This window comes from Anaeromicropila populeti, from assembly GCF_900112775.1.
Classification (GTDB): domain Bacteria; phylum Bacillota; class Clostridia; order Lachnospirales; family Lachnospiraceae; genus Anaeromicropila_A; species Anaeromicropila_A populeti.
Genome location: NZ_FOYZ01000019.1, coordinates 45616 through 61364, shown reverse-complemented (window position 1 = coordinate 61364; position 15749 = coordinate 45616). Strand labels below are relative to the sequence as shown.

14 protein-coding genes are annotated in these 15749 nt (G+C 36.4%); 12 read left to right on the top strand and 2 right to left on the bottom strand.

Translation table 11 applies throughout. The features are described 5' to 3' along the window. The coding region (locus BM305_RS17295; RefSeq protein WP_143099209.1) for a transposase at positions 1-253 on the bottom strand (253 nt) is incomplete at its 3' end. 335 nt (positions 254-588) lie between these two features. Between BM305_RS17295 and BM305_RS17290 the strand changes: the two genes are divergently transcribed. The 5 genes from BM305_RS17290 (at position 589) to BM305_RS17270 (ending at position 4925) form a co-directional block, all read left to right on the top strand. Continuing rightward, positions 589-1500, top strand: coding sequence for a chemotaxis protein (locus tag BM305_RS17290; RefSeq protein ID WP_092563816.1), 912 nt, complete (start codon positions 589-591; stop codon positions 1498-1500). Positions 1501-1641: 141 nt separating this feature from the next. Next, positions 1642-2787 (top strand): hypothetical protein, encoded by a 1146-nt coding sequence (locus BM305_RS17285; RefSeq protein ID WP_092563813.1) that lies wholly within the window; start codon positions 1642-1644, stop codon positions 2785-2787. A 21-nt stretch (positions 2788-2808) separates the two neighbouring features. Next, a complete protein-coding gene (gene hisH, locus BM305_RS17280) occupies positions 2809-3429 on the top strand; it encodes an imidazole glycerol phosphate synthase subunit HisH (protein ID WP_092563810.1) in 621 nt (206 codons plus the stop codon). Then, the gene (hisF, locus tag BM305_RS17275; RefSeq protein ID WP_092563808.1) at positions 3429-4187 is read left to right on the top strand and encodes an imidazole glycerol phosphate synthase subunit HisF; all 759 of its coding nucleotides are present in this window, start codon (positions 3429-3431) and stop codon (positions 4185-4187) included. The genes hisH and hisF overlap by 1 nt, the downstream gene beginning before the upstream one ends. A 60-nt stretch (positions 4188-4247) precedes the next feature. After that, positions 4248-4925, top strand: coding sequence for a uracil-DNA glycosylase (locus tag BM305_RS17270; RefSeq protein WP_092563805.1), 678 nt, complete (start codon positions 4248-4250; stop codon positions 4923-4925). 161 nt (positions 4926-5086) lie between these two features. Here BM305_RS17270 and BM305_RS17260 read toward each other — a convergent pair whose 3' ends face one another. Further along, complete coding sequence (locus BM305_RS17260; RefSeq protein WP_092563802.1) at positions 5087-9313, bottom strand: 2-hydroxyacyl-CoA dehydratase; 4227 nt, start codon at positions 9311-9313, stop codon at positions 5087-5089. A gap of 187 nt (positions 9314-9500) precedes the next feature. Between BM305_RS17260 and BM305_RS17255 the strand changes: the two genes are divergently transcribed. The 7 genes from BM305_RS17255 to BM305_RS17225 all read left to right on the top strand — a co-directional run bounded on the left by BM305_RS17255 (position 9501) and on the right by BM305_RS17225 (position 15745). Continuing rightward, positions 9501-9965, top strand: coding sequence for a LysM peptidoglycan-binding domain-containing protein (locus BM305_RS17255; protein WP_092563799.1), 465 nt, complete (start codon positions 9501-9503; stop codon positions 9963-9965). Positions 9966-10028: 63 nt separating this feature from the next. Beyond that, positions 10029-10769, top strand: a complete 741-nt coding sequence (gene truA / locus BM305_RS17250; RefSeq protein ID WP_092563796.1) for a tRNA pseudouridine(38-40) synthase TruA — start codon at positions 10029-10031, stop codon at positions 10767-10769. 64 nt (positions 10770-10833) lie between these two features. After that, complete coding sequence (locus BM305_RS17245; protein WP_092563793.1) at positions 10834-11622, top strand: GNAT family N-acetyltransferase; 789 nt, start codon at positions 10834-10836, stop codon at positions 11620-11622. 87 nt (positions 11623-11709) lie between these two features. Next, positions 11710-12585: a metal ABC transporter solute-binding protein, Zn/Mn family gene (locus BM305_RS17240; RefSeq protein WP_092563790.1), complete on the top strand. Its 876-nt coding sequence runs from the start codon at positions 11710-11712 to the stop codon at positions 12583-12585. Continuing rightward, the gene (locus BM305_RS17235) at positions 12585-13349 is read left to right on the top strand and encodes a metal ABC transporter ATP-binding protein (protein WP_092563787.1); all 765 of its coding nucleotides are present in this window, start codon (positions 12585-12587) and stop codon (positions 13347-13349) included. Before BM305_RS17240 ends, BM305_RS17235 begins: the two co-directional genes overlap by 1 nt. Position 13350: 1 nt before the next feature. Further along, the gene (locus BM305_RS17230; RefSeq protein ID WP_092563784.1) at positions 13351-14175 is read left to right on the top strand and encodes a metal ABC transporter permease; all 825 of its coding nucleotides are present in this window, start codon (positions 13351-13353) and stop codon (positions 14173-14175) included. A gap of 10 nt (positions 14176-14185) precedes the next feature. Further along, complete coding sequence (locus BM305_RS17225) at positions 14186-15745, top strand: permease (protein WP_092563781.1); 1560 nt, start codon at positions 14186-14188, stop codon at positions 15743-15745. The last annotated feature ends 4 nt before the right edge of the window (positions 15746-15749 follow it).

Here is a 15749-nt window from a genome sequence, read left to right as displayed (position 1 = left end):
GCTTTAAAATATCATTCTCCATTAATAACTGTTTATTTTCTTTACGAAGGCGAATCAACTCATTTTCTTCGTCAGTTCTGTTATCTTTAGCCTTAAAAGAACCTGTATTACCATAGTCATTTGTCCATTTCACTACTGTTGATTTAGCCAGTTGATATTCTCTAGCTATTTCTGCTGCTGGTTTACCATTTTGCCTTAATGCGACTATTTGCTTTTTAAAATCATCGGTGTAATTTTTTACTTTTCCTGCCATGATAGTTATCCTCCATTTTTCTCATTATATCATGACCGAATATGATTTGTATAATTTATTATAACCTATTCAAAGTTTTATTTTTTAAACTAGTAGTTTATGAACCTTATTGGGTAAAGGACAGTCACACCCCAAGGCGCGGCAAAGTGTGTGTTCCTCAATAGTAATTAGAATCGTGGAAATGTATGGAAGACAAACCAAGTTTGTAAGCAGAAATATTTTTGCGAAAGAAATTAAAAGGGAAATATTGTATAGATAAAAGGTTTGTAATTTTATGTATCATATTATATAATATTTAGTATAGAAATAATACGTTATATTATTTGGAGGTATAAATGGATACTGGTATTTTATTAGAGAGTGGTACAAATGAACTTGAAATATTGGAATTTACGATAGGAAACAATCATTATGGAATAAATGTTGCAAAAGTAAAGGAAATATTGCCATACACACTTCCAACACCAATTCCGAATGCCAATGTATGTGTAGAAGGAATATTTATGCCGAGGGACACAATTATTTCCATTGTAAATTTAGCAAAAGCACTGGGGTTGCCAGATTCAAACGATCAGTCAAAGGACATGTATATATTAACAAATTTCAATAAATTGAATGCGGCATTTCATGTGCATACGGTAGTTGGTATTCACAGAGTATCATGGGAAGCTATTATAAAGCCGGATGCAACAATTAGTTCTGCGGGAAGTGGCGTTGCAACTGGAATTATTAAGCTTGAAGACAAGCTTATTATTATACTGGATTTTGAAAAAATAATTACTGATATAAACCCAGAAACAGGTTTAAAGGTATCTGATATCAGCCATCTTATGGATCGAAAAAGAAATGATACGCCTATTTTGATTGCAGAGGATTCAGGATTATTAAGTAAATTAATTACGGAGTGTTTACATAAGGCTGGATACAGCAATATAATAAATACTTCGAACGGACGTGAAGCCTATGATAAATTGTTAGAGTATAAGGCAAGCGGAAATTTAGATGAGAAAGTAAGATGTGTAATAACAGATATTGAGATGCCGCAGATGGATGGGCATCATTTAACCAAGCTTATAAAGGAAGACAGTGTTCTACAGAAAATACCTGTTATAATCTTTTCATCGCTTATCACTGAAGAAATGAAGAGAAAAGGTAATTTACTGGGTGCTGATATGCAGATGTCAAAACCAGAGATAGGATCACTTGTAGAAGCAATTGATAAATTAATTGGGGTTAAAAAGATTTAATTATGCAAGGGGGCTATTTTAACGAGATAGCTCTCTTCTTAATATAAAAGAAAACTTTATCAGCTTACAATGAAATTTATTGTTAAAAGCATTTTTATATGGTAGAATGTGTGTGATGAAAAGGTGGAAGGAGGTTAAATGATGGCGACTTGCAAAAATTGTGGTACGGAAATTAAGGATGGAGACTTATGTGAATCCTGTAAGCTGCTGTTAGGTACCTTTGATGAATCTGAGGTATTCAATGAAACCACAGCGACAGATGTGGATGAGGATTTGATGGAATTACTGGGAATGATTGATTTTAATAATGAAAAAAATGAGGAGCCCCAAGAAGATTTAAATGATATAGACATAGATTCTCTTTATGGTACAACAAAAGAAAAGGATGAAAAGGGAATAAGCGATGTTAGTGACGTATTTTCTGATGCTTTGGGTGTATTAAATGATAATTCTGACTTAGGCAATGATGATTTATTTGATTTAATTCCGGACAGAAGTGAGACCAAGGAAGAAGTACCGAAAAAGAAAAGTCTTTTGGCAAAATGGTTCGGTAATGTACCGGATGAGAAGGAAAAAAACGAAGAGCATAAAAAGTCAGAAGAAAAAGAGGAAGAATCAAAAGAAGAAGATGCAGAGGATGTTAAAAAGAAGACAAAAAAATCAAAAGCTGAAAAGAAAGCAGAAAAGTTAGCCAAGCAGAAAGAGAAAAAAGAAAAAAAGGTAAAGAAATCCAAGAAGGAAGAGAAAGAGGAAAAAGAAGCAGCCACGCCAGTTATTGAGTTGGATACTGGAAGAATTAATCGAGTTGGCGCTGCTATTGTATTTTTAGTGTTTGGAGTTTTTTCAGCATTTGTAATATTAGGAACTAATTCATTTGCATATGCACATAGTGTTGGAAATGCCAGTGAATATTTTGAAAAGCAAAAATATACAAAGGCATACGATGAAATTAGTGGCTTGAATATTAAGCAAAGTGATCAAGAGATATATGATAAGATTGTTACGGTGATGTATGTAAACAAACAACTAAATTCATATAACAACTACTATAGCATTGAGATGTATCCAGAGGCGTTGGATTCCTTATTAAAAGGGTTAGAAAAATATAGTGCTTATATTGAAAGAGCAAAAGAATTGGGCGTTAAAAGTGATTTAGATTATGTGAAAAAGCAGATTACAAGTGAGTTGAAAAATCAGTTTAATATTGAGGCTGAAGAAGCTGAAAAAATAAATAGTATTTCATCACAAGAAGAGTATAGCAAGAAAGTAATTCAACTTGCTAAATGAAACTAAAAAGGATGTGTAAGAATGATTGCAATTATTGACTACGATGCTGGAAATTTGAAAAGTGTAGAAAAGGCATTGATTCACCTAGGGGAAGAACCTATAATTACGAGAAATTATGATGAACTTTTGAAAGCGGATAAGGTAATTTTACCAGGTGTAGGAGCCTTTGGAGACGCGATGAAAAAGCTCCATAAATACGATTTAGTGAAACCGATTCAGGAGGTTAAGGAAAGGAAAACTCCATTTTTAGGAATTTGTTTGGGTTTACAGCTAATGTTTGAAAGCAGTGATGAGAATCCAGGGGTAGAAGGTCTTTCTCTTTTACCGGGTAAAATTGTTAGAATTCCAGAACAGGAAGGACTTAAAATTCCACATATGGGGTGGAATTCCTTATCCATCAAAAATGGGAGAACACTTTTTCAAGGTGTAGACAATGAAGCTTATGTGTATTTTGTACACTCCTTTTATTTAAAAGCAGATAATGTAGAAGATGTTGCAGCAACAACACACTATAGTACAGTTATTGATGCTTCTGTAGAACACGGGCAGTTATTTGGATGCCAGTTTCATCCGGAAAAAAGCGGTAATGTAGGATTGACAATATTGAAAAATTTTGCAGCAATAGGAAAGGAGACAATATAATGTTTACAAAGAGAGTAATTCCTTGCCTGGATGTCCACAACGGACGTGTTGTAAAAGGTGTGAATTTTGTGAATTTACGTGACGCTGGTGATCCAGTTGCAGTTGGTGCAGCATATGATTTGGCTGGTGCAGATGAATTAGTTTTCTTAGATATAACAGCGTCTTCAGACGCTAGGGATATTAAACTGGAAATGGTACGTAAGGTTGCGGAGACAGTATTTATTCCGTTTACAGTTGGCGGAGGCATTCGTACGGTAGATGATTTTAAAATGATTTTAAGAGAAGGTGCTGATAAGATTGCGGTGAATACTGCTGCAATTTTGAATCCAACACTGATTTCCGAGGCCGCAGATAAGTTTGGAAGCCAATGTGTCGTCTTGGCTATTGATGCAAAGCGTCGTGAGGACGGTACTGGCTGGAATATTTATAAAAATGGCGGACGAGTAGATATGGGTATTGATGCAGTCGAATGGGCAATTAAGGCCAATGAGTTGGGTGCAGGTGAAATCTTATTAACCAGTATGGATTGCGACGGAACAAAAGATGGTTATGACATTCAGCTGACAAAGACTATTTCAGAGAATGTTTCAATACCAGTGATTGCTTCAGGAGGAGCAGGAACCTTAGAGCATTTTTATGATGCATTAACAGAGGGGAAAGCAGATGCAGTTCTTGCAGCTTCTCTATTTCATTATAAAGAACTGGAGATTCGAGAAGTTAAGGAGTACTTAAAAAAGCGTAATATTAGCGTTAGATGATAGAAGAAAGATACCCCGGAGAAATTTCGGGGTGTTTTTGCAAAAAAAGGAGAAATAGTTATGAGTATGATACAAAATGACTGGTTAGATGCAATTGGAGGAGAATTCAAAAAACCATATTATGTAGAACTTTATAAATTCGTGAGAAATGAATATAATACAAAGATAATTTATCCGCCAGCAGAAGATATTTTTAATGCGTTTCATTTTACACCATTAAGCAAGGTAAAGGTATTAATACTAGGACAGGATCCATACCACAATGAAAGACAAGCACATGGTTTATGCTTTTCCGTTTTGCCAGACCAAAAGGAATTACCACCTTCGTTAGTAAATATTTATAAGGAGTTACAAGATGATTTAGGATGCTATATACCGAATAACGGGTATTTAAAAAAATGGGCGGATCAGGGAATCTTGTTACTCAATACGGTGCTTACAGTTAGAGCACACGAAGCCAATTCACACAAGGGAAAAGGCTGGGAGGAATTTACAGACGCAGTGATTCATACTGTTAATGCGGTGGATCAACCTGTTGTTATTATTCTTTGGGGAAAGCCGGCTCAGACGAAAAGAAAGATGCTTACCAATCCCAGACATTTAGTACTGGAAGCACCACATCCGAGTCCATTATCTGCATATCGGGGATTTTTTGGAAGCAAGCCTTTTAGTAAGACAAATGATTTTCTTGTAAGCAATGGAGTAGAAGCAATAGACTGGCAAATTGAAAATATATAATACGGAAGAAAAGTGGTTAGAGAAGCTTTATGGTGATAAATATCTTCATTATAAAAGGCGGGTGAACAGGTGTATTCCATGGTTCCCCAAAAAATAAAAGGAATGAAATAAACCGCTGGGACAAGTGATTTTATAATCTGAATTCCAGCGGTTTACTCATATCATTTTTTATTTAAATTATCATTTGCTGTAGCAAGCATAAGCTTAATACGATTGAGCTGGTTTACTTCACTGGCACCAGGATCGTAGTCGACAGCTACAATGTTGGATTCTGGAAATTCACGACGCAGCTCTTTAATAACTCCTTTTCCTACTACGTGATTTGGAAGACATCCAAATGGCTGGGTACATACAATGTTTGGTACACCTGAATGAATCAGTTCTACCATTTCACCAGTCAGGAACCAGCCCTCCCCTGTTTGATTTCCACAAGAGACAAAAGGCTCTGCGTACTGAGCAAGGGTTGCTATTTCTTTCGGTGCATCAAAGCGTTTGCTTGCAAGCAGTTCTTTTTTCATGGTTCTTCTGTAGTGTTCGATAAAGGAAATAATCCAGTTACAGATAACTGCTGTTTTCTTTTTGCCACCTAGATAATCTAGCTTAAAGTTAGTATTGTAAAGTGTATAATGAAAGAAATCCAGTAAATCAGGACAAACTGCTTCAGCTCCTTCTGCCTCCAGTAGTTCTACCAGATGATTATTGGCACCTGGCAGGAATTTAACCAGAATTTCACCAACAATCCCGACTCTAGGCTTTCTTATATCTAGCAGGGGAAGCGTATCAAAGTCGTGTATCATCTGTTTGATATTCTGCTTAAATTTTTTAATGTTTCCAGTTTTCACATCTTGCATACAGATTTTTTTCCATTTTTCATGCAATGCATTGGCAGAACCAGGTTCCTTTTCATATGGGCGGGTCCGATAAAGTACCCGCATAAATAAATCACCATAAATAATTGACTGTAACGCCCGGTTTATCATGGCAGGTGAAATTTGAAACCCTGGATTTTTCTCAATACCAGCACTTAATGAAATAACAGGAATTTGACTCATACCTGCATTTTCCAAAGCCCGGCGTATAAAGCCGATATAGTTTGTAGCCCGGCAGCCCCCGCCGGTCTGGGTGATAATAATTGCAGTACGATTTAAATCGTATTTGCCAGAAAGAAGCGCCTCCATAAATTGTCCAATTACAATGAGAGACGGGTAACAGGCATCATTGTTCACGTACTTCAGCCCATACTCTACAGCTGTCTTGCTGTCTTGCAATGCTACAAAATTATAACCACAGGAAGAAAGAGCTGGAACTAATAGGTCAAAATGTATTGGTGACATTTGAGGAGCAAGAATGGTGTAATTCTTACGCATTTCCTTTGTAAAAAGCACCCTGTGGTGGGCGGTATCAGAAGGAACAGGTATAATGTTTTTCATATCTCGGTCTTTTATTGCCGATAAAAGAGAACGGATACGTATCCTGGCAGCTCCTAGATTATTCACTTCGTCAATTTTGAGTACAGTATATATTTTATTAGATTTAGTTAAAATGTCACGTACTTGATCCGTTGTAACAGCATCTAAACCACACCCAAAGGAATTCAATTGAATTAACTCTAGGTTTTTTGCTGATCTTACGTAAGATGCAGCAGCATATAAGCGGGAATGATACATCCATTGATCCATTGCAACAGTTGGACGATCCACTTTTCCCAAGTGTGAAATACTATCTTCTGTAAGAACTGCTACACCAAAGGATGTAATTAATTCTGGTATTCCATGGTTGATTTCTGAATCCAAATGATAAGGACGGCCCGCCAAAACGATTCCTTTTTTACCAGTTTCATTCAAATAAGCTAATACTCGTTCCCCTTCTTTTGCAAGATCAGAACGTACCTGTAATAATTCATTCCAACCAGCTTGAGCGGCAGCTTTCACTTCGCTGGCTGGCAGCTGATTTTCCTTTTGAAAATAATCTACCAGGCGATTAGTGAGAATCTCTAAATTTTTAAAGGACATAAATGGATTCTGATATTTAATCGCAGGATCGGATAACTCTTCCATATTATTTTTAATATTTTCTCCGTACGATGTTACAATAGGGCAGTTATAGTGATTTGTAGCACCCTCTACTTCACATCTTTCATAAGGAATGCAAGGATAGAAAATATACTTTACATTTTGCCGTAAAAGCCATGTAACATGACCATGAGCCAGCTTTGCAGGATAACATTCTGATTCACTTGGAATAGATTCAATACCTAATTCATAAATCTTACGATTAGATTCTGGTGATAAAACGACCTGATAACCAAGCTTTGTAAAAAATGTAAACCAAAACGGATAGTTTTCATATAAATTTAATACCCGGGGAATTCCTACCTTGCCACGAAAAGCCTGCTCGTCATCAAGAGGTATATAACCAAATGTTCTGTTCTTTTTTACCTGAAACAGATTTGGGATATCGTCAGCATGTTTTTCTTTGCCTAAACCTCGTTCACATCGATTTCCAGAAATAAATTGCCGTCCTCCTGTAAATTTATTAATGGTAAGCAGACAGCTGTTCGTGCATCCCTTACAGCGGGACATAGAGGTTTCAAATTTCAAGCTGTTAATTTGTTCAATTGAAAGCATAGTGGATTCAGTGCCTGCCTCATAATGAGAACGGGCAATTAAAGCAGCACCAAATGCGCCCATAATTCCAGCTATATCTGGACGGACAGCTGTACAGCCTGATATCAACTCGAAACTCCTTAGAACTGCATTGTTATAAAATGTTCCACCCTGAACAACAATTTTGTTTCCTAAATCTTTTGGATCTGTCAGTTTAATTACTTTAAACAATGCATTCTTTATGACAGAATAGGCAAGACCAGCAGAGATGTCCTCTACCGTTGCACCTTCCTTTTGAGCCTGTTTCACTTTTGAGTTCATAAAAACAGTACATCGAGAGCCGAGATCAATTGGATTTTTTGCAAATAAAGCAGCCTGTGCAAAATCTGCTACTTCAAAGTTCAAGGATTTTGCAAAGGTTTCAATAAAGGATCCGCAGCCGGAAGAACAGGCTTCATTTAATTGAACGCTATCTACAGTACTATTCTTTATTTTGATACACTTCATATCCTGACCACCAATGTCAAGAATACAATCTACTTGTGGTTCAAAAAATGCAGCCGCATAATAATGGGCTACTGTTTCCACTTCTCCCTCATCTAACAGCAATGCTGCCTTTATTAAGGCCTCACCGTATCCTGTAGAACAGGAACGTACAATGCGTGCACTATCTGGAAGCAGACTGTATATTTCCTTAATAGCTTTTAATGTGGTTTTTAATGGACTACCGTTATTATTATGATAGAAGGAGTAAAGAAGGGAACCATCTTCACCAACAAGCGCTACTTTGGTAGTAGTGGAACCAGCATCTATTCCAAGGAAACAATCACCCTCATAAGTGGATAAATCATCTTTGACGACATGATGTTGCCCGTGCCTATGTAAAAAAGATGCAAATTCCTCCTGGGTTTCAAAAAGGGGTTTCATCCGGGTCACTTCAAATTCCATATGAATCCGTTGGAGCAGCTTTTGATTCAAATTGCCAAGACGAAGTACCGTTTCTTTTTTTGAATTCATGGCAGCACCTATAGCAGCAAATAAATGGGAATGCTCAGGAGAAATAATCTGAGCAGCCTCCAAATTCAGTGTACGGATAAAAGCCTGTTTTAATTCAGTTAAAAAATGAAGAGGACCTCCCAGGAATGCCACATTGCCCCTTATTGGCTTTCCACACGCAAGTCCACTAATGGTTTGATTTACTACAGCTTGAAAAATACTTGCAGATAAATCTTCTTTTGTTGCACCTTCGTTTATCAGAGGCTGAATATCAGATTTTGCAAAAACACCACATCTTGCTGCAATAGGATAAAGTGCCTTATAATTTTTTGCATATTCATTTAAACCTGGTGCATCAGTTTTCAGTAAGGTAGCCATCTGGTCAATAAAGGAACCAGTACCACCAGCACAAATGCCATTCATTCTTTGTTCAATTCCACCAGTAAAATAAATAATCTTTGCATCTTCTCCACCAAGTTCAATTGCAACATCAGTTTGAGGGGCATAATCTTTTAATGCGGAAGCAACCGCAACAACTTCCTGAATAAAAGGTATTTCTAAATGCTTGGAAATAGTAAGACCACCAGATCCAGTTATCATTGCTGATGTGGTGATGTCTCCTAATTCCCTTGATGCTTCAGAGATTATACTGCTAAGTGTTTCTTGTATATTTGCATAATGTCTTTTATAATCAGAAAAAACTACTTTGTTTGTTCTGTCTAAAATGGCAATTTTTACAGTTGTAGAACCGATGTCAATGCCAAGTGTATAGATATCGTTTTTCATATGTTCCAGCTTGCGCTGTTCCTCCCTTATGAATAGTCAGTTGTTAAAAACATACAGACTTATTATATTCTATAATAGGAATAAGTTCAACTGGGAAATAAATATTTTAATAAGAACCAAAGGGTACATTTTTACAAAATAGGAATATAATATACCAATAAACGTATCTTAATTGGAAGGTAATTGTATGAATTTTGAAACTTGTAACGGAATGACATATGTAATTAAAAAGGGTGATACTTTATATAGTTTAAGTAGAAGGTATAATGTACCATTAGCATTGATATTAAGAGCAAACCCATATGCTGAAATATATAATTTACAAATTGGAGATGAAATTTGTATTCCTATTGAACCTCCGATTGCTTCTGTTGGTGAAATGATTGAAGAAATAACTCCTATGAAGCCACCCGTAATGGAAATGCCAATATTAAATTCACCAGTGATGGAACAACCAATGATGGAAAATGAACTGAATTCCAGTGCCAATGATACTGTAATGTCTTATGTAGTTTGTGTTAATGATTCCATTCAAAAGGTAATGGACTATTTTGATGTAGATATGGAAGATTTAATGTATTACAATAAAGCAGAGGATATTTTATTAAAACCAGGTTGTGTAATTAGAATTCCAAGCAATGAAAGAGACTAATTCATTTACATTTTGATTGTTTTGTATTATAGTAGTAGCAAAAGATGAAGAATGAGGTAAAACATGAGAAATATTAAATTGACAATAGAATATGATGGAAGCAGATATAGCGGCTGGCAACGTCTGGGTAAGGGGGAAGCAGCTAATACGATAGAAAATAAAATCATGGAAGTTATTCGTAAAATGACGGATGAAAATGTAGAATTATTCTGTGGCTGCCGGACTGAGACAGGAGTTCATGCAAATGCACAGGTAGTGAATTTTAAAACAAATACAAGTATGAAAACATGGGAAATCAAACAGTATTTGAATCGATATCTTCCAATGGACATTGCAATTTTGGAAGTGGAGGAAATGCAAGAGCGTTTTCATGCTAGTTTAAATGCAAAATCAATCACATATATGTACCGTATTGCCATTGGTGATGTACCAAGTGTATTTGACAGAAAATATACTTACTATAGTTTTCATACACCAGATTTGGAACGGATGAAGCTTGCTGCGGATAAGCTAGTGGGCAGACATGATTTCAAATTTTTATCTACCGTAAAGAAGACAAAATCCACTGAGAAGGAAATTCTTCACATTGACATATATAAGGATCTAAAGGAAATCCAAATTACAATTTGTGCCAATGACTTTCTTCATAATATGGCAAGAATGATAGTGGAAACGCTACTGGACATTGGACTGGAGGAGCGAAAGGTGGAAGAACTGGATGACATTTTAAATCCAGATTCACCTGTAGAAGGAAGTGAGCCAGCAGATCCAAAGGGACTATTCTTGCAGGAAATTCAATATTAATGATAATGCAGCCTCTTACTTACATAATAAGTCTGAGGCTTTTTAAATGAAAGGGAGATAAACTATGATTGATAAAATAAGTGATACACAAAAAGTAGAAGCCTTGTTTGGTAATTGGAAAGAAACGTTAATATGGTCATGTCTGGAAAATATAATGGGTACCATTTATGTAACCAGTCAGGAGAACCCAACGTCAGCAATGGCTGTTTTGGGGGATTTCTGCTTTTTTGCTGGTTCACCAGAGAAAGATTTAGTTCAATATAAGCCTGAAAGCTATCAGAAGGATATAATTATTATGATTCCACAAAATGACAGCTGGGGCAAATTAATTGAAGAGACCTATGGAGAAAAAGCCAAAAGAGTGACACGTTATGCAATGAAAAAGGAATATTCGGTATTTGACAAGGGAAAACTGCAAAAGGTGATTTGTTTATTACCACCAGAATATTCGTTAAAAATGGTAGATGAAGATATATTTCATTTATGTAAGGCAAATGACTGGAGCGCGGATTTAGTATCTCAATATGAAACATTTGAAGAGTATAAAAGCCTTGGAATTGGTGCAGTTGTATTAAAGGATGGGGTACTTGTTTCGGGAGCCTCTTCCTATTCGAGCTATCAAAATGGTATTGAAATTGAAATAGATACTAGAGAAGACTACAGAAGAAATGGACTGGCATATGTATGCGGAGCCAAATTAATATTGGAATGTCTTGAGAGAAAATGGTATCCAAGTTGGGATGCACAAAACAAATGGTCGGTGGCTTTGGCTGAAAAGCTGGGGTATCATTTTGACTATGAGTATGTGGCATATGAGGTTGCTATTACTAAAAACTTTAGGTGGGATATTTAAAAATAGTATTGACATTTCATAACTGCTGTCATAAAATTGTAAATGCAAATGATTTGCGTTTGCAAAAAGAGAAAGGACAGAGCAAAAATGAAAACAAAACAAAGAATCTGGAAATGCCTTAGTTTCTTAGTGATAGCAGGGGCATTATTTTTAACAGGATGTAATAAAGAAAAGGAAACAGAGACAAGCAGTGAAAAACTAACCATAGCAGTAAGTATTGTGCCTCAGAAGACTTTTGTAGAGGCGGTATGCGGTGATTTGGCGGAGGTGGTTACACTAATTCCACCAGGAAGCAGTCCAGAAAATTATGAACCTTCACCTGCGCAGATGGAAAAGTTTTACGATTCAGCATTGTACTTTACGATTGGAGTGCCAACTGAGGAAGCGAACATTTTGCCAAATGCAGGAGAGGTAAATGTGGTATCACTTCAAGAGGAGGTTGCAAAGGTGTATCCGGATCGGACGTTTGAGTCAGGAGAACGAGATCCTCATATATGGCTTTCACCCAAAAGAGTAAAAACAATGGTTGAAGTGATTGCCCGTGAAATGAGCAATCTGGATAGTGCAAATAAAGAGACGTATGAGAAAAATGCTAAGGAATATATGGATCAGCTGGATGCTCTTGATCAGGACATAACAAAGGCATTGGAAAATGTCCAGAATAAAAAGTTTATTGTTTATCATCCAGCATTCGGATATTTGGCAGAGGATTACGGACTTACTATGTACGCACTGGAGGAAGAAGGTAAAGAAGCAACCCCAGAGCATTTGCAGGAAGTAATTGATATGGCAAAGGAAGAAAATATTAAAGTTATTTTTTACCAAGAAGAAATTGACAGCAGTCAGTCAGAATCCTTTGCAGAAGAACTTGGGGGTAAAACAATTCAGCTTGCTCCACTTGCAGCTGATTATATTGAAAATCTAAAAAAAATGGCAGATACGATGGCAGAGGCGATGGAATAATGGAAACAGCAGTACACATTACTAATTTGTCTGTAAATTATGGTAAGACACAGGCATTGCAAAATATTTTTCTGGATGTTTCAGAGGGAGAATTTTTAGGCATTATGGGACCAAATGGTGGTGGAAAATCTACACTGTTAAAGGCCATTTTAGGCTTAATACCTGTAACTACAGGGCAAATACAGATTTATAATAAAGCACATATGAAAAACAGAAGTGAAATAGGTTATGTTCCTCAATTTTCCAATATGGATAAGCAGTTCCCAATTTCTTGCATTGAGGTTGTACTAACTGGACAATTGAAGCATGGTCTAGCCCCCTTTTTCCATTATTCAAAGAAGGATAAAATGACTGCTTGGGAAAAATTAGAACGGGTAGGAATTGAGAAGCTTGCAAACAGACAAATTGCTGAACTCTCTGGAGGAGAGTTTCAGCGACTGCTGATTGCAAGGGCCTTAGCAGTGAATCCGAGAATTCTGTTGCTGGATGAACCAACAGCAAGTGTGGATGCTGTTTCCAGAGAACAAATTTTTACGTTGCTGGAAGAGCTAAACAGAGAAAAAACAATTATATTGGTTACCCATGATTTATTAGCTATATCATCTAAGGTGAAAAAGCTTGCTTGCTTAAATGGGACTTTAGTGTATCATGGAGAACCAGAAGTAAATGATAAGATTATGAAGCAGCTTTATGGTTGTCCTGTTGATTTAATTGCTCATGGTGTGCCACACAGAGTATTGCGAGAACATAAGGAGGAAGAGTGAAGTGATACAAGCAGTTTTTAAATATCAGTTTCTGCAAAATGCTTTATTTGCAAGTGTTCTTGCAAGTATTGTATGTGGAATTATTGGTGTGATTATAGTAGAAAAGAAACTGGTAATGATGAGTGGAGGGATTGCGCATACGGCATACGGTGGAGTTGGATTGGGATATTTGTTAGGAATTGAGCCGATCATCGGTGCTTTTTTGTTTTCTCTTTGTGCTGCGTTTGGAATAGGAGTTGTGAAACGAAAAGGAGGGGTACAGTCGGATGTTGTTATTGGATTGTTCTGGTCTCTTGGAATGGCACTTGGAATTGTATTCATTGCTTGCATGAAGGGGTATCCGCCCGATATGAACTCTTATTTGTTTGGAAATATTTTATCTGTAACAAAATCCGATTTAAAATGGATGCTGATTATGACAATTCTGGTTGTGTCTGTTGTGCTTGTTCTGTTTCAGGACTGGAAAGCATATTTGTTTGATGAAGAATTTGCCTCTATTATTGGAATAAAAACGGTTATACTAGAATTTTTGCTTCTGGCATTGATTGCAATGTCGATTGTGGTATTAATTCGGGTTGCCGGAATTATTTTAGTTCTTGCCTTACTTACTGCACCAGCAGCAACAGCTAAATTATTTTCTTCCCAACTACTAAAATGCATGATTTTTTCCATTATTTGTGGTATTATATTCTGTGTAGCAGGGTTATGGATTTCTTATGTTGTAAATGTTGCGTCAGGTGCTTCTATCGTAATTTTAGCAGTAGTATTTTATTTTGTAGTATATGGCATAAGTACTATTGTAAGAAAACGAAAAGTAAGGAGTTAAGGGGAAAATTATGATAACATATGTTGATGTAGTAACAGGTTTTTTAGAGAGTGGGAAGACAACGTTTATACAGAATTTTCTAGAAAGCAAGCTTTTTGAAGAATACACAAGAGTTGTGCTGGTGGTATGTGAGGAAGGGATTGCTGAGTATGAGAATATGGAAAAATATCCCGTAGAACTAGTAAAGATTGAAAACCAAACAGAGATTACGGATCAGTTCTTTACAAAACTGCGAAATGATTATAAACCAGAGTATATATTAATGGAATATAATGGTGCGTGGGATATATCAAAATTATTGAGAATTAAAATGCCATTTGCATATAAATTCCGAAATATTATTTCCATATCTGAAGCAACAAAATTCCGAACTCATTTGTTTAATATGCCAACATTAGTACAGCCACATTTAATCAATAGTGATGTGGTAGTATTAAACCGATCCCAGGATTTGGATGAGGCTGAACGGAGACACCTGGTGCAGGACATTAAAAACATTAACAGAAGGACAAAGGCTTTCTTTTTGGACAATCCAGTACATAATAGACAATTAGAAAGCTATTTGGTTCCGTTTGAGCGACACGATAGAATGATAACAGAATTGAAAATCACTCTTTTTGTTCTAATCTGCTTTTCTATGATTCCAGTTTTTGCAGTTTCCGGGCTGCGTTCTGACTTACAGTCTATTTCAACTGTATTTTTAAGTATTTTAATGCAGGCAGTTCCCTTTATTCTATTAGGTGCCTTTATTTCAGCAAGCATACAGATGTTTGTTTCAACGGGTTGGATTATCAAACAATTTTCAAGAGGAAAATGGCTTTCTTTTCTGGCTGCTGCACTGGGGGGGCTTTTTGTGCCAGTATGTGACTGTGGTATGGTTCCTATTGTGTCTGGTTTGTTAAAGAAAGAAACTCCACTTCCCCAGACAATTACTTTCTGGCTGGCTTCCTCAGCGGTTAATCCTATTGTATTTTTTACCATGCTCTATGCCTTTCCAGGGCAGCCGAAGCTAGCTGTAATAAGGGTGGCAGCCGGGATGGGAATCGGGATAGTGACAGGTGTTGTTTTGAAAATACTGAATTTTCAGACAGATGAAGTGATAAGAACAAACAGCAGATACTTAAGTGTTGGAAAAGACATTTTGGATGTAACGTATAGCGGGAAATTGGGGAAATTAGAAGCAGTTGTAAAAGGGGCAAAAATTGAATTTTTCAGAGTCGGTGAATATGTGATTATGGGAGCAATGGTTTCATCTATACTACAGACGGTAGTGCCACAGTTTCTGAAAAACTTTATTGGAGGTTCTGTGTTGATTCAGTTTCTAGTCATGATGATTGCAGCTGTTTTCATGTCAACCTGTTCTACATCAAATGCATTTATAGGGAAAAGTTTTTCTTTTAATTTTGCAACCATCCCTATTTTATCATTTATAGTAATGGGACCTATGCTGGACTTTAAAAATTTGATTATGCTGTCAGAAATATTGAAGAGGCGTTTTATTTTACTTCTTGCAGGTCTGGTAATTATAGTGAGTTCAATTGTATTTGGAGTAATCGGGATTTTTTATTAGGAGG

Excerpts from the sequence above, each read along its gene's own strand:
- BM305_RS17290 (WP_092563816.1), top strand. The coding sequence starts at position 589 with ATGGATACTGGTATTTTATTAGAGAGTGGTACAAATGAACTTGAAATA.
- BM305_RS17285 (WP_092563813.1), top strand. The coding sequence starts at position 1,642 with ATGGCGACTTGCAAAAATTGTGGTACGGAAATTAAGGATGGAGACTTA.
- hisH (WP_092563810.1), top strand. The coding sequence starts at position 2,809 with ATGATTGCAATTATTGACTACGATGCTGGAAATTTGAAAAGTGTAGAA.
- hisF (WP_092563808.1), top strand. The coding sequence starts at position 3,429 with ATGTTTACAAAGAGAGTAATTCCTTGCCTGGATGTCCACAACGGACGT.
- BM305_RS17270 (WP_092563805.1), top strand. The coding sequence starts at position 4,248 with ATGAGTATGATACAAAATGACTGGTTAGATGCAATTGGAGGAGAATTC.
- BM305_RS17260 (WP_092563802.1), bottom strand. The coding sequence starts at position 9,313 with ATGAAAAACGATATCTATACACTTGGCATTGACATCGGTTCTACAACT.
- BM305_RS17255 (WP_092563799.1), top strand. The coding sequence starts at position 9,501 with ATGAATTTTGAAACTTGTAACGGAATGACATATGTAATTAAAAAGGGT.
- truA (WP_092563796.1), top strand. The coding sequence starts at position 10,029 with ATGAGAAATATTAAATTGACAATAGAATATGATGGAAGCAGATATAGC.
- BM305_RS17245 (WP_092563793.1), top strand. The coding sequence starts at position 10,834 with ATGATTGATAAAATAAGTGATACACAAAAAGTAGAAGCCTTGTTTGGT.
- BM305_RS17240 (WP_092563790.1), top strand. The coding sequence starts at position 11,710 with ATGAAAACAAAACAAAGAATCTGGAAATGCCTTAGTTTCTTAGTGATA.
- BM305_RS17235 (WP_092563787.1), top strand. The coding sequence starts at position 12,585 with ATGGAAACAGCAGTACACATTACTAATTTGTCTGTAAATTATGGTAAG.
- BM305_RS17225 (WP_092563781.1), top strand. The coding sequence starts at position 14,186 with ATGATAACATATGTTGATGTAGTAACAGGTTTTTTAGAGAGTGGGAAG.